We start from the raw sequence: 19,623 nt of genomic DNA on the forward strand, positions 1-19,623 counted from the left end.
CCGCTACCCCCAGCCGAGGGCTTCCCCACAGCGGCCGGTGAAGTCGCTGAGCGTCGCCAACACGATGTGCGCCCCGGCTCCCTGTAGTTCCGTGGCGGAGCTACGCCCGCTGGCGACACCCACGGCCAAGGCGTCGGCATCGAGGGCACCGCGCACATCGTGCGGCGTATCGCCGATGACCACGGTCCGCTTGCCGTCGAAGCCGTGCCCGTACTTCTCGGACGCTCGCTTGCGCGCCCGACGCACGAGGTCGGCCCGATCGTTCCCGTCGTCGCCGTAGCCGCCGACCTCGAAGTCGAACCCGCCGCCCAGCCCGAGCGCGGCCAGCTTGGTGACGGCGACGGGGCGAAGATTGCCGGTAACCGCCGATTGCACGGCGCGCCGCCCGGCGCACGCCGCGATGGCCTCCCGGGCCCCCGGCAGTACGACGCCGACCTCCCGCATGCGCCCCTTCAGCTCTTCGGCTGCCGCCGTCAGTGCGGCATAGAAGTCGCCGAACAGCTCTTCCGGCTCGTCGATGCCGTTGAGACGCAGCGTCTCCACCATGATGGACTGCTCCGTACGCCCCGCCATGTCCGCCAGTTCTCCGAGTGGCTTGCCCACCACCTTCTCGAAGGCCCGCTCATAGAGGCTGCGGCTCACCCCGCCCTTGATACTCACCAACGTCTGGTCCACGTCCCAGAGGATCAGGGCGGGCTCGGGGGCGCGGTCGGCAGGCATGGCGACAGCGGCCAGGTCCGCGTTGCCACCCTTGGTGCCGCCCTCGCCACCGCTCACCGCTCGCCCTCCCCGATCGACACGGCTTTATCCAACCAGCACCGTACGACACCCGGTCACCGGGAGCGACGAAGGGTAGGCAGGGTGTTCGAATTCGTGGCGAGGGTCTCAGTCCGCTGCGAGGATGACTTCCAGGGTGCGGGGGCCGTGGACGCCTTCCACGCGGTCCAGCTCGATGTCGCTCGTCGCCGACGGGCCCGAGATCCACGTCAACGGGCTTGCCGGGTCGAGGCGTTCGAGGGCTTGGGGGACCGAGTCCACGACCTGGGCCGGGACGCGGATCACGCAGATGTGGTGGTCGGGGACGAGGGAGATGCGGCGGCGGCCCTGGTCGGTGTCGGCGTTCAGGACGATGGTGCCGGTTTCGGCGATGGCCACCGCGCAGGCGGTGACCACGCTGGACACGTCGTCCAGGTCGTGGGGGGTCTGGTCGGGGGAGTCCGTCAGCCGTACGACGTCCGTCGCCGACAGCCATTCGGCGGGGAGGCCGGACGGGGCGACGACGCTCGTCGCGCCGCGTGCGGTGAGCAAGTCCGCGATCAGGCTGGGCAGGGTGGAGGCCGTGGTGCGGTGGACGATCGCGCGGTAGTCGGCGAGGTTCTCGGCGAGCAGGTCGACGGTCTGGGCGGTGGTGCGGTCGCCGTGTACGCGGTGGTACGTACGGTCGACCGCGACCTCGGGCGGCGTCTCGGCGCGCGGGACATCCGCCAGGGCGCGGCGGATACGGGCCATCACCAGGGCTCGGGAGCCGGTCGGGGCGCTCATGAGGTCTTCCTCGGGTCGTGGTCAGCAGGCGACGAGCCCCGCGTGCGTTGCCACCAGTCGCGGAACGACTCCGCCGGTACCTTCGGCAGCTCCCGGGTGTCGCTCCACGCCCGCCCCGGCCCGGGCAGGCGGCGCGGGTGGAAGCGGCGGGTGCGGGCGGCCAGGCGCTGGCCGGTGCGCAGCACGCCGGGGTGGTCGAGGGCCCAGCCCGCGGCCCGCATGGCGGCCCGCTCCGCGGCGTGGCCCTTGGCGGGCTTGATGAGCGTACGGGTGCCACGGACGGAGACGGGACCGCCCTCGACCACGCGCTCGCGCAGATGGACCAGGATCTCGGGGATGTCGATGGCCACCGGGCACACCTCGTAACACGCGCCGCACAGCGAGGAGGCGTACGGCAGCGAGGCGTCCAACTCGCTCTGGGTGCCGCGCAGTTGCGGGGTGAGGATGGCGCCGATCGGGCCGGGGTACGCCGAGCCGTACGCATGGCCGCCCGCCCGCTCGTACACCGGGCACACGTTCAGACACGCCGAACAGCGGATGCAGCGCAGCGCCTGGCGGCCCACGGTGTCCGCGAGGGTGTCGGTGCGGCCGTTGTCCAGCAGGACGAGGTGGAAGGTGCGCGGGCCGTCGCCGTCCGTGGTGCCGGTCCAGGTGGAGGTGTACGGGTTCATCCGCTCCGCGGTCGAGGAGCGGGGGAGGAGCTGGAGGAACACCTCCAGGTCCTGGAAGGTGGGGACCACCTTCTCGATGCCGACGACGGAGATCAGCGTCTCGGGGAGGGTCAGACACATCCGGCCGTTGCCCTCGGACTCGACGACGACCAGGGTGCCGGTCTCCGCGATCATGAAGTTGGCGCCGGAGATGCCCACCTTGGCGTTCAGGAACTTCTCGCGGAGGTGGAGGCGCGCCGCCTCGGCCAGATCGGCGGGCGCGTCGGTCAGCCCCTCCGGGGCCGGGCGGCCCCACCCGGCCATCCGCTCCGTGAAGATGTCGCGGATCTCGCCGCGGTTGCGGTGGATCGCCGGGACCAGGATGTGGGACGGGAGGTCGTCGCCGAGCTGCACGATCAGCTCGGCGAGATCGGTTTCGTACGCCGTGATCCCGGCGGTGGCGAGGGCGCCGTTCAGCCCGATCTCCTGCGTCGCCATCGACTTGACCTTGACGACCTCGCGCTCGCCCGTGGCCCGTACCAGCTCGGTGACGATGCGGTTCGCCTCGTCCGCGTCCGCCGCCCAGTGCACCTGGCCACCGGCCGCCGTGACCGTGCTCTCCAGCTGCTCCAGATAGTGGTCGAGGTGGCGCAGCGTACGGTCCTTGATGGCCGCGCCCGCGGCGCGCAGCTGCTGCCAGTCGTCCAGCTCGGACACGGCCGTGGCGCGCTTCGCGCGGATGGTGTGCGTGGCGTGGCGCAGGTTTGCGCGCAGCTGGGTGTTACGGGTGGAGGCGTCGGCCGCCGCCGGGAAGGCGGGCATCCCCAGATAGGTGGCTTCGTGGGTTCCGCTCACCAGACGTCCCCTTCCGTGCTGGCCAGGATCTCGGCGATGTGCACAGGGCGGACCGTCGAACCCTGGCGGGCGAGCGTGCCGCCGATGTGCATCTGGCAGGAATTGTCGACCGTGCAGACCGCCTCGGCGCCGGTCGCCGTGATGTTGCGTGCCTTGTCCGCGCCCATCGCCGCCGACACCGCCGCGTTCTTGACCGCGAACGTGCCACCGAAACCGCAGCACTCCTCCGCGCCCTCCAGCTCCACCAGGTCCAGCCCCTCGACCGCGGTGAGCAGCGCGCGCGGCCGGTCGCCGAGGTGGAGCATCCGCAGCCCGTGGCAGGTGGGGTGGTACGTCACGGTGTGGGGGTAGTACGCGCCCACGTCGGTGACTTTGAGGACGTCGGTCAGGAACTCGGTGAGTTCGTAGGTTTTGGGGACGACCGTGGCCGCCAGGTCGGTCAGGTCCTGGCCGCGGCCCTCGGCGGCGGCCTTCGCACCCATCCTCGGATAGTTGTCGCGCACCATCGCGGCACACGATCCGGAGGGCGTGACGATGTAGTCGTAGTCCCGGAACGCGGTGGCGTAGCGGCGGAGGAGGGGTTCCGTGTCATGGCGGTAGCCGGTATTGAACTGCGGCTGGCCGCAGCAGCTCTGTTCGGGCGGGAAGTCCACCTCCACGCCCAGCCGCTCCAGCAGGGTGACCACGGCCTGGCCGGTGCGCGGATAGAGCGTGTCGTTGACGCAGGTGATGAAGAGCGCTACCCGCACCATTCCTCCTCGGCTGCCTCGGTCTCGGTGACCTGTGCGCCTTCCAGGCGGGAGGCTGCCCTGTCCCACGCCGAATGATCACCCCTGGGCTCATACTGCCTCAGTGGCTGGGTGCTGTGAAGAAGTGCGCGCACGTCGGACAGCCCGCCGCTGATCGTTCCGGCCGTACGCGCCTGCACCAGGATGTTCCCGAGGGCCGCCGCCTCGGCCGGGCCCGCGACCACCGGGAGGCCGCAGGCGTCGGCGGTGAGCTGGCACAGCAGCGTGTTGTGCGCGCCACCGCCGACGATGTGCACGGTGTCGACCGTACGGCCGGACAGCCGGACCGCGTCCTCGATCGCGCGGCGGTGCGCCAGGGCGAGGGAGTCCAGCACACAGCGGGTCGCCTCGGCGGGGGTACGGGGTGCTGGCTGGCCGGTGCGGTGGCAGGCGGCGGCGATGCGGTCGGGCATGTCGCCGGGCGCGATGAACGCGGGGTCGCCCGCGTCCACGACGGAGCGCAAGGGGGTGGCCTCGGCCGCCGCCTTGAGGAGAGCGGGGAGGTGATGCTCTCTGCCGGTGTTTTCCCAGGTGCGCAGGCATTCCTGGAGCATCCACAGGCCCATGATGTTGCGCAGATAGCGCACCGTGCCGTCCACGCCCAGCTCATTGGTGAAGTTCGCCCGTCGGCTCGCCTCGGTGAGCACCGGCGCGTCCAGCTCCAGCCCGGCCAGCGACCAGGTGCCGGTGGCGATGTACGCGAAGCGGGGGCTCGTGGCGGGGACCCCGACGACGGCGGAGGCGGTGTCGTGCGAGCCGACCGCCGTCAGGGGGGTGTGGTGGCGGAGGCCGGTTGCGGCGAGGACGTCCGGGAGGAGGTGTCCGGCGGGGGTGCCGGGGTTCCGCAGGGGCGGGAAGAGGGACAGGTCGATGCCCAGGGTGTCCGCGACGTGGGTGGACCAGGTGCGGGTGCGCGGGTCGATGAGCTGGGTGGTCGACGCGTTCGTCAGCTCGGTGCCCGCCTCGCCCGTCAGCCAGTACGAGATGAGGTCGGGGATCAGGAGCAGACGGTGGGCGGCGGCCAGGGCGGGGGTGCCCCGGGCGGCGATGAGCTGGTAGATCGTGTTGAAGGGGAGGTGCTGCAGGCCGGTGGCCGCGTACAGGGCGGGGGGCGGGATCGCCGCCGAGACCGTGTCCGCGGCGGTGGCGGTGCGGGTGTCGCGGTAGTGGACGGGGTTGGCGAGGAGCGCGCCGGTGGCGTCGAGGAGGCCGTAGTCGACGGCCCAGGTGTCGATACCGATGCTGGTCAGGGGGGTGGTGGCGGTGTGCGCTGCTGCTTTGAGGCCGTTCAGGACGCCCTGGTAGAGGGACAGGATGTTCCAGTGCAGGGTGCCGTTGAGGCGGACCGGGTCGTTGGCGAAGCGGTGCACCTCGTGGAGCGTCAGGGTGTCCGGGGTGACCTGGCCGACCATGACGCGGCCGCTGGACGCACCGAGGTCTACGGCGGCGAAGCGGTGTTCTGTGGGTGGCGGCACGTTGACCTCGTGGTGGGTGGGGCGGTCATGTGGTTGCGGGGCGGGGCCTGCGCCCCCGACCCCCTCGCGCGCGCGTCAGCGCAGGAACGCCGCCGCGACCCCCGCGTCGACCGGGATGTGCAGGCCCGTGGTGTGGGACAGGTCGCCGCCGGTGAGCGCAAAGACCGCGTTCGCCACGTGGGACGGGAGCACCTCGCGCTTGAGCAGGGTGCGCTGGGCGTAGAACTCGCCCAGCTTCTCCTCGGGCACCCCGTACACCGCGGCGCGCTTGGCGCCCCAGCCGCCCGCGAAGATGCCGCTGCCCTGGACGACGCCATCGGGGTTCACCCCGTTGACGCGGATGCCGTGGCCGCCCAACTCTGCGGCCAGGAGGCGTACTTGGTGCGCCTGGTCGGCCTTGGTGGCGGAGTACGCGATGTTGTTCGGGCCCGCGAAGACCGCGTTCTTGGAGGCGATGTACACGATGTCGCCGCCCATGTTCTGGGCGATGAACACGCGGGCCGCCTCGCGGGAGGCCAGGAAGGAGCCGCGCGCCATGATGTCGTGCTGGAGGTCCCAGTCCTTGGCGGTCGTTTCGAGGAGCGGCTTGGAGATGCTGATCCCGGCGTTGTTGACCAGCAGGTCCACGCCGCCGAAGGCCAGGACCGCGGTGGTGAACGCTTCGGTGATGTCGTCTTCGTCGGTGACGTCCGCCGTGATGGCGATGGCCTTGTCGGGGCCGCCCAGTTCGGTGGCGACTGAGGCTGCCGAATCCGGGTTCAGATCCGCCACCACCACGCACGCGCCCTCGGCCACCAGGCGGTGGGCAATCGCCTTGCCGATGCCCGAGCCCGCCCCGGTCACCAGGGCCACGCGGGTGGCGAGGGGCTTGGGCTTCGGCATGCGCTGGAGCTTGGCCTCTTCGAGCGCCCAGTACTCGATGCGGAACTTCTCCGACTCCTCGATGGGGGCGTAGGAGGAGACCGCCTCGGCGCCCCGCATCACGTTGATCGCGTTGACGTAGAACTCGCCCGCGACCCGGGCCGTCTGCTTGTCCTTGCCGTAGCTGAACATCCCCACCCCGGGGATCAGCACGATCGCCGGGTCCGCGCCGCGCATCGCCGGGGAGTCGGGGGTGGCGTGGCGGTCGTAGTAGGCGGCGTAGTCGGCGCGGTAGGTGGTGTGGAGGTCTTTGAGGCGAGTGATGGTCTCGTCTAGGGGAGTGTCCGGGGGGAGGTCCAGGACCAGGGGGCGGACCTTCGTACGGAGGAAGTGGTCCGGGCACGAGGTGCCCAGTGCCGCCAGGCGGGGGTGTTCGGCGCGGGAGACGAAGTCCAGGACGGTGTCGCTGTCCGTGAAGTGGCCCACCTGTGGGCGGTCGGTGGAGGCCAGGCCGCGGATCACGGGCGCGAGGGCGGCGGCGCGGGCGCGGCGCTCGGACTCGGGGAGCGGGGCGTGGACGACGGGGCCGAAGGGGTCCGCCTTGCCGCGTTCGGCGAGGAACTCCTCGGCGGTGCGGATGATGCGGAGGGAGTTCGCCTCGCACTCGTCGGAGGTGGCGCCCCAGGCGGTGATGCCGTGGCCGCCGAGGATGCAGCCGATGGCCTGCGGGTTGGCCTTCTTGATGGCGGCGATGTCCAGGCCCAGCTGGAAGCCGGGGCGGCGCCAGGGCACCCAGACCACCTGGTTGCCGAAACACTCCTTCGTGAGCGCCTCGCCGTCGGCGGCGCAGGCCAGGGCGATGCCGGAGTCGGGATGGAGGTGGTCCACATGGGCAGCGTCGACCAGGCCGTGCATGGCGGTGTCGATGGACGGCGCCGCGCCGCCCTTGCCGTGGAGGCAGTAGTCGAACGCGGCGACCATCTCGTCCTCGCGCTCCACCCCCGGGTAGACGCCGGTGAGCGCGCGGAGGCGGTCCAGGCGGAGCGCGGCGAGGCCCGCGGGGGCGAGGGTGCCCAGGTCGCCGCCCGAGCCCTTGACCCACATCAGCTCGACGTCCTGGCCGGTGACGGGGTCGGTGTCGGTGCCCTTGGCGGAGGTGTTCCCGCCCGCGTAGTTGGTGTTGCGCGGATCGGCACCGAGGCGGTGGCTCCGCTCCAGCAGCGTGGCCGCGGTGGGGTGGAGTTCTGCGGTCATGTCGTCCTCATGTGTGTGGTGGTGCGGCCAACGGTGGATCAGCGGATTTCGCGGTGCACGCCGCAGGCGCTACGCGCCCCACCCGGCCTGCTGGCCGCCCACGCGCTCCGCGACGATCCGTTCCGCCCAGCCGGACGCCCGGTACGCGGCCATCGGGTCGGGGCCGATGCCCAGCTCCTCGCGGACCTCGGCGAGGAGGGGGCGTACGTCGGTGTTGTACGCGTCCATCAGCACCGCGTTGGCGCCGAGGACGTCGCCCGACCGCTGGGTGGCGGCCAGGGCGTCGCGGTCGACCAGGAGGGCCTTGGCGGTGGCCTCCTGGACGTTCATCACGGAGCGGATGATCGCCGGGATCTTCGGCTCGATGTTGTGGCACTGGTCGAGCATGAAGGCGATGTCCGGTGTGAGACCGCCGCCGCGGATGACCTCGTACATGATGCGGAAGAGCTGGAAGGGGTCGGCGGCGCCGACCATGAGGTCGTCGTCGGCGTAGAAGCGGGAGTTGAAGTCGAAGGCGCCGAGCTTCTTCTCGCGGAGGAGCAGGGCGACGATGAACTCGATGTTGGTGCCCGGGGCGTGGTGGCCGGTGTCCACGCAGACCCGGGCCTTGGGGCCGAGCTTCAGGCAGTGGGCGTAGGCGGTGCCCCAGTCGGGGACGTCCGTGGTGTAGAAGGCGGGCTCGAAGAACTTGTACTCCAGAAGCAGCCGCTGGTCGTCCCCGAGGCGGTCGTAGACGGTGCTCAGGGCCTCGGCCAGGCGGTCCTGGCGGGCGGCGATGTCGTCCTGGCCGGGGTAGTTGGTGCCGTCCGAGAACCAGAGCTTGAGGTCGCGGGAGCCGGTGGCGTCCATGATGTCGACGCACTCCAGCAGGTGGTCCACGGCCTTGCGGCGGACCGCCGGGTCGGGGTGGGTGACCGAGCCCAGCTTGTAGTCGTCGTCCTGGAAGACGTTGGAGTTGATGGCGCCCAGCCCGAGCCCGCGCTCCTCGGCGTGCTTCGCGAGCGCCGCGTAGTCGTCGACCTTGTCCCAGGGGATGTGCAGGGCGACGGTGGGGGCGACGCCGGTGAGGGCGTGCACCTGGGCGGCGTCGTCCAGCTTCTCCTGCGGAGTGCGGGGGACACCGGGCTGGGCGAACACCTTGAAGCGTGTTCCGGAGTTGCCGTACGCCCATGACGGCGTTTCGATCGCCTGGCTCTTGAGGGCCGCCTTCACGGCCGGAACGTCAGACATGGGTCTCCTCGATGTGAAACGATTCAAGAAAGCTAATCGCGCAGGTTGGCGCGCGTCAAGAAGTGGTGTGACCCCGATCCGGCGGCATACACCGCGCAGCCGTCCGCCAGGCGCAGGAAGCGGGCGCCGCGCTGGGTCACGTCGGCCTCGCGGCGGGCGGGGACCCAGATCTCGGCGGTGGTGTTGACGGGCAGGGAAGCGGTGAGCTCGAAGTCCTCGCCCCGCCGGGACCAGCGGGTGGTGATCGGGCCGTAGAGGGAGTCGTAGCGGCCCTCGGCCGCGCGCACCTCGCCACCGGGGCGGGGCCTGATGCGGATCGCGCGGAAGCCGGGGGCGGCCGGGGCGATGCCGGTGATGTTCTGGTACATCCACTCGCCGACCGAGCCGTAGGCGTAGTGGTTGAAGGAGTTCATCCCGACGTCCTGGAAGCTTCCGTCGGGTTTGATGGAGTCCCACCGCTCCCACATCGTGGTCGCGCCCCGGTCGATCTGGTAGCCCCAGGAGGGGAAGGTGCGCTGCTTCAGGAGGCGGTGGGCGATGTCGGTGTGGCCGGTGTCGGTGAGCGTCGGCAGCAGCCGGGGCGTGCCGAGGAAGCCGGTGGACAGATGGCCGTCACGGCCCTCGATGAGGGCGACAAGGCGGTCGGCCGCAGGGGTGCGGAGGGCGGCGGGGAGCAGGTCCATGGAGAGGGCCAGGACGTAACCCGTCTGGGTGTCGCCCTTGATCCGGCCCTCGGCGGAGACGTACGCCTTGGCGAATGCCGCCTTGACGCGGGTCAGGAGGGACTCGTACGGCGCGGGGTCCTCGTCCAGGACGTGCGCGGTGCGGGCGACGAGGTCGGTGGCGTGGGCGAAGTACGCGGTGCCGATGACGTCCTTGGGCGTTTCGTCGTCCACGTTGAGCCAGTCGCCGTAGCCCTCGGCGGGGCGCAGGAGATCGGTGCTGTGCTTCTCCAGATAGGTGATCCAGCGTTGCATGGCGGGCCAGTTCTCGCGCAGGACCCGGGTGTCGCCGTACGCCTGGTAGAGGTTCCACGGAACGGTCACCCCGGCGTCGCCCCAGCCCGCGGTGCCGCTGCCGAGGCCGCTGACGACCGGGGCCACATCGGGGAAGGCGCCGTCCTCGCTCTGGCCGTCGCGCATGTCCTGGAGCCACTTGGTGAGGAAGCGGGCCGACTCCATGGTGTACGCGGCCGTGCTGGAGAACACGTTGATGTCGCCGGTCCAGCCGAGCCGTTCGTCCCGGGCCGGGGTGTCGGTGGGGATGGACAGGAAGTTGCCGCGCTGGCCCCAGGTGATGTTGGAGTGCAACTGGTTGAGCAGGGGCACGTCGGTGTGGAAGGACATGGTGAACGGGGCGGCGGTGTGCATGACCCGCCCGGTCACCGCGTCGAGGGGAGGCTTCCCGGGGTAGCCCGTGACCTCGACGTAGCGGAAGCCGTGGAAGGTGAAGCGCGGCTCGTAGGTTTCCCGGCCGCCGCCCTTCAGGGTGTACGTGTCGACGGCGCGCGCGGTGCGCAGGTTGGCGGTGTACGCGGTGCCGTCCGGGTTGAGCACCTCGGCGTGGCGGATCCGGACCGTCCGTCCGGCCGGGCCGGAGACCTTGAGGCGGACGCTGCCGACCATGTTCTGGCCCAGGTCGTACAGGAACACACCGGGGGTGGGTTCGGTGCGCTTGACGGGGGTGATCTCGCGTTCCACGCGGGTCGGCGCGTCGGTCCGGGCCACGACCTCGGCGGTGATGTCCGCGGCCGTGGTGGCGGGCCGCCAGCCGGTGTCGTCGAAGCCCGGTGAGGTCCAGCCCGGGGTCTCCCGGCGGGCGTCGTACTCCTCGCCCATCAGGAGATCGGCCGTCTGCAGGGGGCCGGTGGCCGCGTGCCACTGCTGATCGGTGGTGACGCGCTCGGTGCTGCCGTCGGTGTAGACCACCTCCAGCTGGGCGAGCAGCGCGGGGTGGGTGCCGTACTGGTCCTGGCCCAGCCAGGCGACGTTTCCGGAGTACCAGCCGGGCGCGAGGGTCACTCCGAGGGCGTTGGCTCCGCGGCGGAGGGTGTCGGTGACGTCGTACGTCTGGTACGGCACGCGTGTGCGGTAGTCGGTCCAGCCCGGGGTCAGCTGGTCGCGGCCGACGCGGGCGCCGTTGATGTGGGCTTCGTAGAGCCCGAACGCCGTGGCGTAGAGCCGGGCGCGCGCGACGGGCTTGGTGAGCCGGAAGGCGCGGCGCAGCTGGGCGGGGGCCTGGAGGGGGACCACCTTGCCCCATGGCCCGCTGCCCCAGGGCGCGAGCTGCTTGGCGTCTGTCCAGTCGCTGTCGTCGTGGCCGGGGGAGGCCCAGGCGGCGGGGGGCTTCTCGTCGGTCGCTCGCCAGGTGGCGTCCGTGTGGTGGTGGGTGGTGCCGTCCTCGGTGGTGAGTTCCAGGGTGGCCAGCAGCCCGGCCGGGCCCTTCGTGGCGTTGGTGGCGGAGATCGCGAGAGTCGCGGCGCCCCGGCGGAGGAATTCGGTGACGTCGACGGTGGCCGGGTGGGCCCACGCCTTCTGTACCTCCAGCACCTCGCGGGCGGCGACTTCGGTGCCGTTGACGTAGGCCGTGAAGCCGTTGTCGGCCGTCACCACCAGGCGTGCGCGGCGGACGGTGCCGGTGGCGTGGACGGTGGTACGGAACCACCGGGTGGCCGCGGGCGCCTCGTTGGCCGGGTCGCCCTCGGGGAACCAGATCCAGGAGGCTCCGTCCAGCGCCGGGGGCGCGGTCACCTCGGTGGGCGCGGCGATCCAGCGGGCCTGCCACTGCCCGGTGTTCAGCAGCCCGGTCTCCCACCAGGCGGGGGCGGACCAGGGGGACGGGCGGCCGTGGCCGTCCCAGACGCGGACCGACCAGTGGTAGCGGGTGCGCGGGCGCAGCGCCGGGCCGTCGTAGGGGACCAGGACCGAGTGGCGCGAGGTCGTCTTGCCGCTGTCCCAGACGTCGGGGGAGCCGAGCTTGTCCGGGGAGGTGGCGACCCGGATCCGGTACGCGCTCTGCACCTGGTCGCGGGCATCGGATCCGAGGATCCAACTGAGCCGGGGGCGGGGCGTGTCGAGGCCGAGCGGGTGGGCGGCGTACTCGACCGTCGTGGACCGCACCCGCAGCCCCGGCCCGCCTGAAGCAGGGGCGGAGGCGGCGGCGGAGGGGGCGAGGGCGGGCAGACCCGTGAGGGCCGTACCCGTAACGGCGGTGGTGGCGAGCAGATGGCGCCTGCTGATCACGAGCACCTCCAGGGCGACTGGATGAAAAACGATTCAATCCAAGGCGCCTGGAACGTAGGGGCGATGACCGGGGCGCGTCAAGAGGTCGCGCCTGCACAGGATTTACCTGCCGCGCACCCCCTTGACGGGTGCATGGCTCGGAGCTAGCTTCCCGGAATCCAGATTGAAACATTTCATTCGCGTGCTTCAGGAGACTCCGTGAGCCAGCCTGTTCCGGTCCTCGCCCTCAAGGGGGTGAACAAGTCCTTCGGCGCCGTACGGGCCCTCCGGGACATCTCGCTCGACCTCTTCGCCGGGGAGGCGCACGCCCTGGCCGGGGAGAACGGCGCGGGCAAGTCGACGCTCATCAAGGCGCTGGCCGGAGTGCACCGGCCGGACTCCGGGCAGGTGCTGCTGGACGGGCGGCCGGTGGTCTTCCACGGCCCGGCGGACGCCCGTGACGTGGGTATCGCCGTGATCTACCAGGAGCCGACGCTCTTCCCCGACCTGTCGATCGCCGAGAACATCTTCATGGGCCGTCAGCCCCGCCGGCCGCTGCGCCGGATCGACCACAAGGCGGTGCGGGCGCAGGTCGCCGGTCTGATGGCGCGGCTCGGTGTCGACCTCGACCCGGACCGGCCCGCGCGCGGGCTGTCCATCGCCGACCAGCAGATCGTGGAGATCGCCAAGGCGCTCTCCTTCGAGGCCCGCGTACTGATCATGGACGAGCCGACGGCCGCGCTGACCGGAAGCGAGACCGCCCGGCTCTTCGCGGTGGTCGAGGCGCTGCGGGCGGAGGGCGCGGTGGTGCTGTTCATCTCGCACCGGCTGGAGGAGATCTTCGAGCTGTGCCAGCGGGTCACCACGCTGCGGGACGGGCGCTGGGTGGCGTCCGAGCCGCTGGACGGGCTGACGCAGGACGACCTCGTACGCCGCATGGTCGGCCGGGATCTGGAGGAGCTGTACCCGAAGCAGCCGACCCAGGTCGGCGAGACCGCGCTGTCCGTGCGCCGACTGACCCGGGAGGGTGTCTTCCGGGATGTGTCGTTCGACGTGCGGCGCGGGGAGATCGTCGCGCTCGCGGGGCTGGTCGGCGCCGGGCGCAGCGAGGTCGCGCAGGCCGTCTTCGGGGTGGACCGGGCGGACGCGGGCGAGGTGCGGGTGGACGGCACGGTGCTGCGGCCGGGTTCGCCGACCGCAGCCATGGACGCCGGGCTCGCGCTCGTTCCCGAGGACCGGCGCCAGCGCGGCCTGGTCATGGAGATGTCCATCGAACGCAACATCGGGCTGACCGGTCTGGACCGGCTGGGCCGCGCGGGGATGGTGAAGCGCGCGCTGGAGCGCGGGCGGGCGTCGGACTGGGCGGTGCGGCTTCAGCTGAAGTACGGCAGCCTCGGCGACCGGGTCGGGGTGCTGTCCGGCGGCAACCAGCAGAAGGTCGTGCTGGCGAAGTGGCTGGCCACCGAACCGGCGGTGCTCATCGTGGACGAGCCGACGCGCGGCATCGACGTCGGGACGAAGGCCGAGGTGCACCGGCTGCTGTCGTCGCTGGCTGCCGACGGGCTCGCGGTGCTGATGATCTCCTCCGATCTGCCGGAGGTGCTCGGCATGGCGGACCGGGTGCTGGTGATGCACGAGGGCCGGTTGGTGGCCGAGATCCCGCGCGCCGAGGCCACCGAGGAGTCGGTGATGGCCGCGGCCACCGGTCTCAAGGAGAGGGCGGCATGACGGTCACGGTCGAGAAACCCGCACCCGCGCCGGACACGGACCGCTCGGCGCGCTCGCTGGTCGACGCGGTCTTCCGGGCGCGGGAGATCAGCATCGCGGGCGCGCTGGTGCTGCTGGTGCTGTTCACCTGGGTCGCCGAGCCCCGCTTCCTGAACGACCAGGGCATCAAGGACTTGCTGCTGAACGCCGCGATCCTGGTGCTGCTCGCGGTCGGGCAGTCCGTCGTGGTCGTCACCCGCAACATCGACCTGTCGGTGGGGTCCGTGGTGGGCCTGTCCGCCTTCGCCTGCGGGAAGTTCGTCTCGGGGACGGACCACGGGGTGCTGACGGTGCTGCTGCTCGGCGTCGTCGTCGGCGCGGTCTGCGGCCTCGTCAGCGGATCGCTCGTCAGCTTCGGCAAGGTGCCCGCGCTGGTGGTCACGCTCGGGATGCTCTACATCATCCAGGGCCTCGACTACTGGTGGGCGCAAGGCGAGCAGATCAACGCCGCCGACGTGCCGCAGTCCGTGCTGGACCTGGGCAGCGGCAGCGTTCTGGGGCTCCCGTATCTGCCGCTGATCTCCTTCGCGGTGCTCGCCGGGACCGCGTACTTCCTGCGCATGTACCGCAGCGGCCGCGAGCTGTACGCCATCGGCTCCAGCCCCGATGCCGCCCGGCTCGCCGGGGTGCCGATCCGGCGCCGGGTGCTCGCCGCGTACCTCTTCTCCGGCGCCGTGTCGGGTTTCGCGGGCGCGCTGTGGCTGGCCCGCTTCGGGACCGTCGTCGCCGACAACGCGCACGGCTGGGAGCTGACCGTGGTCAGCGCGGTGGTGGTCGGCGGGGTCGCCATCGTCGGCGGCACCGGCACCGTGTGGGGCGCGGCGCTGGGCGCGCTGCTGCTCACCACGATCGGCAGCGCACTGGCCGTGCTGAAGGTCGACTCCTTCTGGGCGGACGCCATCGCGGGCGCGCTGCTGCTGGCCGCCATCAGCGTGGACCGGATCGTGAACGTGCGCATGACCCGTGCGCTGAGGAAGAGGAGCGCGCGATGAAGCCGAGGTGGGACACCGCGGTCGGGGTGCTGCTGGTGGCCGTCTTCGTCACCGGGCTCGCTACGACGGACGGTTTCGCGAGCCGCGACAACCTCGCCTTCGCCTTCAACGACATCGCCGAGGTCGCCCTGATGGCGCTGCCGATGACGCTGCTGGTGGTGGCCGGGCAGGTCGATCTGTCGGTGGCCTCCATGCTCGGCCTGTCCAGCGCGCTGACCGGTGAACTGTGGGACAAGGGCTGGGCGTTCGAGACCATCGTGCCGGTCGTGCTGCTGGTCGGCGTGGCCGGTGGGCTGCTCAACGGCTGGCTGGTCACCCGGGTCGGGCTGCCGTCGCTCGCCGTCACCATCGGCACGCTCGCGCTGTACCGGGGGCTGGCCTCGGTGGTGCTCGGCTCGAACGCCATCACCGACTTCCCCGAGACGTACGCGAAGTGGGCGGTCGACACCACCACCGTGCCCGGGACCTTCCTCACCTATCCGGTGGCGCTGTTCCTCGTGCTGGCCGTCGTCGCCGCCGTGGTGCTGCACTCCACCGGGCTCGGCCGGTCGCTGTTCGCCATCGGCGCCCAGGAGGACGCCGCGTACTTCGCGGGCATCCGGGTCAAGCGGATCAAGCTGCTGCTGTTCGTGGTGGCGGGGCTCGTCTCGGCCTTCGCCGGGGTGGTGTTCACCCTGCGGTACGGGAGCGCCCGCGCCGACAACGGCCAGGGCTTCGAGATGCTGGTCATCGCCGCCGTACTGCTGGGCGGCGTCGACTTCGACGGCGGCAAGGGGACCCTGTTCGGCGCGGTCGCCGGGGTGCTGCTCATCGGCGTCCTGAAGAACCTGCTGACCCTCAACGACGTGGCCAACGAGGTCCAGGTGATCGTCACCGGGCTGCTGCTGGTGGCGTCCGTCCTCACACCTCGCATGATCACCACGGTGAGCGCCCGGCGTCAGCGGCGCACCGCGGCCACGAGTTGACACAGATACAGCTGAAAGGTCACCCATGATCCAGCGCTCTTCCTCGCGCCGCCGCGCCGTCGCCACCGCCGCCGCGGTCTGTGCCCTCGCCGTCACCCTCGCGGGCTGCGGCGGCACCACCAAGAAGGACACCGACAACAGCGGCCCCGCCAAGAGCGATGCCAAGGCCGACCCCGACGCCCCGCTGAAGAAGGGGCTGAAGCTCGCCTTCCTGCCCAAGCAGATCAACAACCCGTACCTGAAGATCCTGGACACCTCCGGGATCGCCGCCGCCAAGGACTTCGGCGGCAAGGGCAAGGAGGTCGGCCCGTCCGACGCCAGCGCCTCCTCCCAGGTGTCGTACATCAACTCCCTGATCCAGCAGCGGCAGGACGCCATCCTCATCGCCGCCAACGACCCCAACGCGGTGTGCGGCCCGCTCAAGCAGGCCATGAAGAAGAACATCAAGGTCGTCGCGTACGACTCGGACACCGCCCCGGCCTGCCGCCAACTGTTCATCAACCAGGCCAGCTCGGAGGAGATCGGCCGCAGCCAGGTCAAGCACCTGGCCGAACAGCTCGACTACAAGGGCGAGATCGCGATCCTCTCGGCCACCCAGAACGCGACCAACCAGAACACCTGGATCGGGTTCATGAAGGACGAGCTGAAGAAGCCCGCCTACAAGAACATGAAGCTGGTCAAGACGGTGTACGGGGACGACGACGACCAGAAGTCGTTCCAGGAGACCCAGGGATTGCTGAAGGCGTACCCCAAGCTCAAGGGCATCATCTCGCCCACCACGGTCGGCATCGCCGCGGCCGCCCGCTACATCAGCGACTCCTCGTACAAGGGCAAGGTCGTGCTGAACGGCCTCGGCACGCCCAACCAGATGCGCAAGTACATCAAGGACGGCACCGTCGAGCAGTTCGCGCTGTGGGACCCCAAGAAGCTGGGATACCTCGGTTCGTACGCCGCCGCCGCGCTGGTCTCCGGGCAGATCACCGGGGCCGAGGGGGAGAAGTTCAAGGCCGGGAAGCTCGGTGAGTACACGGTCGGCAAGGACGGCGAGATCATCCTCGGCCCGCCCACCGTCTTCGACAAGTCCAACATCGACAAGTTCCATTTCTGAGGCGGCCCGCGAGATGCAGCGTGTGTGCTTTCTGCTGAAGGTCCGCCAGGAGCGGCTGGCCGAGTACCGCGAGCGGCACGAGGCCGTATGGCCGGAGATGCTGGAGGCGCTGTCGGCCGCCGGATGGCACAACTACTCGCTCTTCCTGCGGGAGGACGGGCTGCTGGTCGGCTATCTGGAGACCGAGGACTTCGCGGCGGCGCAGGCCGCGATGGCGGCCACCGAGATCAACGCGCGGTGGCAGGCCGAAATGGGCGCCTTCTTCGAGGAGTTGGACGGCGCCAAGCCGGACGAGGCCATGAAGCCGCTCACCGAAGTGTTCCACCTCGCCTAGGACACCAGGACACGTAGGAGACAAACGAACATGAGACCCCTGGCCGTAGCCGTGCTGGCCACCGCCCTCCTCACCGCCGCCGTCCCCACCGGGAGCGCGGTCACCCCGGCCGGAAGCGCGGCCCCCGGCCCGGCGGTCAGCAAGGTGGCCGACACCCAGCTCGACTCCCAGGCCATCTTCTTCGAGTCGTACAACGGCCTGGTCAACAACAACGCGTTCCAGAAGAACGGGCTGCTGACCTACAAGGGCTACCAGTACGCCGTCTGGTACACCGGCGACCGCACCGCTGTCATCGGGCGCCGTGCGCTGGGCCGGGCGGACTGGCAGACCGTCCGGCTGGCGCACAAGCTCACCGCCGACGACTCCCACAATGTGATCTCCATGGGGATCTCGCGCGTCGACGGCCGGCTGCACCTCAACATGGACTCGCACAGCAGCGGCTTCTTCTATGTGAAGTCGGTGGCCGGGCTGCTGGACGACCCCGCCGGACAGGCGTGGAACAGCGCCCAGTTCGGCGGCGTGCAGACCACCCTGGACGGGCTCGCGCTCACCTCACAGTTCACGTATCCGCAGTTCGTGGCCACCCCCGAGGGCCGCCTTCAGCTCAGCTACCGCGTCGGCGTCTCCGGGAACGGCCGCAACGCGCTCGCCGAGTACGACGGCACCAAGTGGACCGCGCTCGGCGAATGGTCCGCGTCCACGGGGACGTACACCAGCGAGCACGGCTCCAGCACCGCCCGCAACATGTATCTGCACGGCATCGACTACGGAGCCGACGGGCGGTTGCACGCCTTCTACACCTGGCGCGAGCAGAACAACGCGGTGATGTGCGATGCCGGTGGCCTCACCAACCACGACACCGGCTACGTCTACAGCACCGACCGCGGCCGCACCTGGCGCAACGCGGCGGGCACCGTGGTCGGCACCACCGGCGGCGCCGACAAGGTGACCGTCAACGACACCGGCACGGTCGTCGATCCGCTGAACCCCGACCACTCGCTGATGAACCAGGAGAGCCAGGCCACCGACTCCGCCGGGCGCCCGCACGCCGTCATCAGCTACGTCCCCGGCCGCTTCGGCCAGTGCACCACCGACTACGTGGCCGACCGGACGGCCAACGGCCGCGCCTTCCACCTCTTCAAGAACGCCTCGGGCGCCTGGAAGAAGACCGAGATCCCGGTGGCCCTCAACTCCAGCCAGCGCACCCATCTCGCCTTCGACAAGTACGACAACGCCTACGCCGTCATGCCGTACGGCCGCATCGTCGCCGCGTCCAGCGCGTCGGGATACACCGACTGGAAGACGGTCTTCGACGGCAGCGGGCTGAACGCGTTCGGCGAGGTCGTCGTGGACGACACCCGCCTCGCCCAGGACGGCGTGCTCTCGTTCATGTACCAGCGGAAGTCGAGCGGCACCACGCCCTCGGCCCTCCGCGTCATCGACTTCCGGCTGCCGTCCTGACGGGCGTGGGCATCAAGGAGGTGGCGAAGGAGGCCGGGGTCTCGGTCGGCACGGTCTCCAATGTCATCAACCGCCCGGACTCGGTGTCCGAGGAGACCCGGGCCCGGGTGCTGTCCACCATCGAGCGGCTGGGGTACGTACGCAGCGAGTCGGCGCGCCAGCTGCGCGCGGGCCACAGCCGCATCGTCGGGCTGCTGGTGCTGGACATGGCGAACCCCTTCTTCGTGGACGTGGCGGGTGGCGCCGAGCGCGCTTCGCGCGAGGCGGGCCTCGGGGTGATGGTGTGCAACAGCGCGCAGAGCGCCGAGGAGGAGGCCGACTACCTCTCGCTCTTCACCGAGCAGCGGGTACGTGGCGTCCTCGTCACCCCCGCCGACGCCACCGGGCGCAACCTGGAGTCGTTCCGGCGGCACGGCATCCCGTTCGTCTACGTCGACCGCGAGGTGCCGAGCCGCGAGGGCTGTTCGGTGTCGGTGGACGACATCGAGGGCGGCACGCTCGCCGCCCGCCACCTCCTCGGCCAGGGGCATCGCGTGCTGGCGTACGTCAGCGGCCCGATGCACCTCGCCCAGTGCCGCGACCGCCGCACCGGCGCGCTGAGCGCCCTGCGGGAGGAGGGGGTCGCCGAGGCCGCGCTGCGCCATGTGGAGGTGGAGCGGCTGGACGTGGCGGGCGGCCGGGACGCGGGGGCGCGGCTGCTGGGCATGGCGCCCCGGCCGACGGCGGTGTTCTGCGCGAACGACCTGCTGGCGCTGGGGGTGTTGCAGGCGCTGTACGCGGCCGGGGTGTCGGTGCCGGGGGAGGTGGCGTTGGTGGGGTACGACGACATCGAGTTCGCGGCGGCCGCGGCGGTGCCGCTGACCTCGGTGCGCCGGCCCGCGTTCCGGATGGGGCGTACGGCGGCGGAGCTGCTGATCGAGGAGACGGGCGAGGCGGCCGACGCCCACCGCCACCGGCGGATAGTGCTGCGGCCCGAACTCGTCGTCCGCGGTTCGAGCCTGGCCCGAACCGCTCACGGCGTGTGACGGTGGCGGCGGGGTGGAAGAAATCCGCACCGCACACGCCATAGCATGGGTCCCGCGGCCGAGGTGGGCCGCGGGAAGGCGGAGGCCGAGGTCGT

At 71.0% G+C, this 19,623-nt stretch carries 15 protein-coding genes; 7 read left to right on the forward strand and 8 right to left on the reverse strand.

The features are described 5' to 3' along the window. Nucleotides 1-3: 3 nt before the first annotated feature. The 8 genes from ACZ59A_RS36550 to ACZ59A_RS36585 form a co-directional block, all read right to left on the reverse strand. Nucleotides 4-777 (reverse strand): haloacid dehalogenase-like hydrolase, encoded by a 774-nt coding sequence (locus tag ACZ59A_RS36550; protein ID WP_470967902.1) that lies wholly within the window; start codon nucleotides 775-777, stop codon nucleotides 4-6. Nucleotides 778-885: 108 nt separating this feature from the next. Continuing rightward, nucleotides 886-1,542, reverse strand: a complete 657-nt coding sequence (locus ACZ59A_RS36555; protein WP_470967905.1) for a LutC/YkgG family protein — start codon at nucleotides 1,540-1,542, stop codon at nucleotides 886-888. Further along, nucleotides 1,539-3,014, reverse strand: a complete 1,476-nt coding sequence (locus ACZ59A_RS36560) for a lactate utilization protein B (RefSeq protein WP_470968135.1) — start codon at nucleotides 3,012-3,014, stop codon at nucleotides 1,539-1,541. The genes ACZ59A_RS36555 and ACZ59A_RS36560 overlap by 4 nt, the downstream gene beginning before the upstream one ends. 29 nt (nucleotides 3,015-3,043) lie before the next feature. Then, nucleotides 3,044-3,796: a (Fe-S)-binding protein gene (locus ACZ59A_RS36565; protein WP_470968138.1), complete on the reverse strand. Its 753-nt coding sequence runs from the start codon at nucleotides 3,794-3,796 to the stop codon at nucleotides 3,044-3,046. Further along, the gene (locus tag ACZ59A_RS36570; RefSeq protein ID WP_470967907.1) at nucleotides 3,787-5,310 is read right to left on the reverse strand and encodes a rhamnulokinase; all 1,524 of its coding nucleotides are present in this window, start codon (nucleotides 5,308-5,310) and stop codon (nucleotides 3,787-3,789) included. Before ACZ59A_RS36570 ends, ACZ59A_RS36565 begins: the two co-directional genes overlap by 10 nt. A gap of 75 nt (nucleotides 5,311-5,385) precedes the next feature. Beyond that, the gene (locus tag ACZ59A_RS36575; protein ID WP_470967909.1) at nucleotides 5,386-7,425 is read right to left on the reverse strand and encodes a bifunctional aldolase/short-chain dehydrogenase; all 2,040 of its coding nucleotides are present in this window, start codon (nucleotides 7,423-7,425) and stop codon (nucleotides 5,386-5,388) included. A gap of 69 nt (nucleotides 7,426-7,494) precedes the next feature. Next, nucleotides 7,495-8,655 carry an L-rhamnose isomerase gene (rhaI, locus tag ACZ59A_RS36580; RefSeq protein WP_470967912.1) on the reverse strand — a complete coding sequence of 387 codons (1,161 nt, stop codon included), beginning with the start codon at nucleotides 8,653-8,655 and terminating at the stop codon, nucleotides 7,495-7,497. A 32-nt stretch (nucleotides 8,656-8,687) separates the two neighbouring features. Next, the gene (locus tag ACZ59A_RS36585) at nucleotides 8,688-11,897 is read right to left on the reverse strand and encodes an alpha-L-rhamnosidase (protein WP_470967914.1); all 3,210 of its coding nucleotides are present in this window, start codon (nucleotides 11,895-11,897) and stop codon (nucleotides 8,688-8,690) included. A gap of 198 nt (nucleotides 11,898-12,095) precedes the next feature. Between ACZ59A_RS36585 and ACZ59A_RS36590 the strand changes: the two genes are divergently transcribed. Genes ACZ59A_RS36590 through ACZ59A_RS36620 form a run of 7 tightly spaced genes read left to right on the forward strand, consistent with a single transcriptional unit; the run spans nucleotide 12,096 to nucleotide 19,528 of the window. Then, entirely contained in the window at nucleotides 12,096-13,604 is a 1,509-nt protein-coding gene (locus tag ACZ59A_RS36590) for a sugar ABC transporter ATP-binding protein (protein ID WP_470967917.1), read from the forward strand. Then, nucleotides 13,601-14,635 carry an ABC transporter permease gene (locus tag ACZ59A_RS36595; protein ID WP_470967919.1) on the forward strand — a complete coding sequence of 345 codons (1,035 nt, stop codon included), beginning with the start codon at nucleotides 13,601-13,603 and terminating at the stop codon, nucleotides 14,633-14,635. The genes ACZ59A_RS36590 and ACZ59A_RS36595 overlap by 4 nt, the downstream gene beginning before the upstream one ends. Next, complete coding sequence (locus ACZ59A_RS36600) at nucleotides 14,632-15,600, forward strand: ABC transporter permease (protein ID WP_470967922.1); 969 nt, start codon at nucleotides 14,632-14,634, stop codon at nucleotides 15,598-15,600. Before ACZ59A_RS36595 ends, ACZ59A_RS36600 begins: the two co-directional genes overlap by 4 nt. 25 nt (nucleotides 15,601-15,625) lie before the next feature. Further along, nucleotides 15,626-16,708 carry a rhamnose ABC transporter substrate-binding protein gene (rhaS, locus tag ACZ59A_RS36605; RefSeq protein WP_470967924.1) on the forward strand — a complete coding sequence of 361 codons (1,083 nt, stop codon included), beginning with the start codon at nucleotides 15,626-15,628 and terminating at the stop codon, nucleotides 16,706-16,708. A gap of 13 nt (nucleotides 16,709-16,721) precedes the next feature. Then, nucleotides 16,722-17,042 carry an L-rhamnose mutarotase gene (locus tag ACZ59A_RS36610; protein ID WP_470967926.1) on the forward strand — a complete coding sequence of 107 codons (321 nt, stop codon included), beginning with the start codon at nucleotides 16,722-16,724 and terminating at the stop codon, nucleotides 17,040-17,042. 30 nt (nucleotides 17,043-17,072) lie between these two features. Then, complete coding sequence (locus ACZ59A_RS36615) at nucleotides 17,073-18,503, forward strand: BNR repeat-containing protein (RefSeq protein WP_470967930.1); 1,431 nt, start codon at nucleotides 17,073-17,075, stop codon at nucleotides 18,501-18,503. Beyond that, entirely contained in the window at nucleotides 18,500-19,528 is a 1,029-nt protein-coding gene (locus ACZ59A_RS36620) for a LacI family DNA-binding transcriptional regulator (RefSeq protein ID WP_470968140.1), read from the forward strand. Before ACZ59A_RS36615 ends, ACZ59A_RS36620 begins: the two co-directional genes overlap by 4 nt. Nucleotides 19,529-19,623: the final 95 nt, after the last annotated feature.

Source organism: Streptomyces sp. NPDC040405 (assembly GCF_055595765.1).

What these genes read in the sequence shown, in the direction of transcription:
- ACZ59A_RS36615 (WP_470967930.1), top strand. Translation starts at nt 17,073, where the DNA reads ATGAGACCCCTGGCCGTAGCCGTGCTGGCCACCGCCCTCCTCACCGCC.
- ACZ59A_RS36600 (WP_470967922.1), top strand. Translation starts at nt 14,632, where the DNA reads ATGAAGCCGAGGTGGGACACCGCGGTCGGGGTGCTGCTGGTGGCCGTC.
- ACZ59A_RS36560 (WP_470968135.1), bottom strand. Translation starts at nt 3,014, where the DNA reads ATGCCCGCCTTCCCGGCGGCGGCCGACGCCTCCACCCGTAACACCCAG.
- ACZ59A_RS36595 (WP_470967919.1), top strand. Translation starts at nt 13,601, where the DNA reads ATGACGGTCACGGTCGAGAAACCCGCACCCGCGCCGGACACGGACCGC.
- rhaI (WP_470967912.1), bottom strand. Translation starts at nt 8,655, where the DNA reads ATGTCTGACGTTCCGGCCGTGAAGGCGGCCCTCAAGAGCCAGGCGATC.
- ACZ59A_RS36555 (WP_470967905.1), bottom strand. Translation starts at nt 1,542, where the DNA reads ATGAGCGCCCCGACCGGCTCCCGAGCCCTGGTGATGGCCCGTATCCGC.
- ACZ59A_RS36575 (WP_470967909.1), bottom strand. Translation starts at nt 7,425, where the DNA reads ATGACCGCAGAACTCCACCCCACCGCGGCCACGCTGCTGGAGCGGAGC.
- rhaS (WP_470967924.1), top strand. Translation starts at nt 15,626, where the DNA reads ATGATCCAGCGCTCTTCCTCGCGCCGCCGCGCCGTCGCCACCGCCGCC.
- ACZ59A_RS36610 (WP_470967926.1), top strand. Translation starts at nt 16,722, where the DNA reads ATGCAGCGTGTGTGCTTTCTGCTGAAGGTCCGCCAGGAGCGGCTGGCC.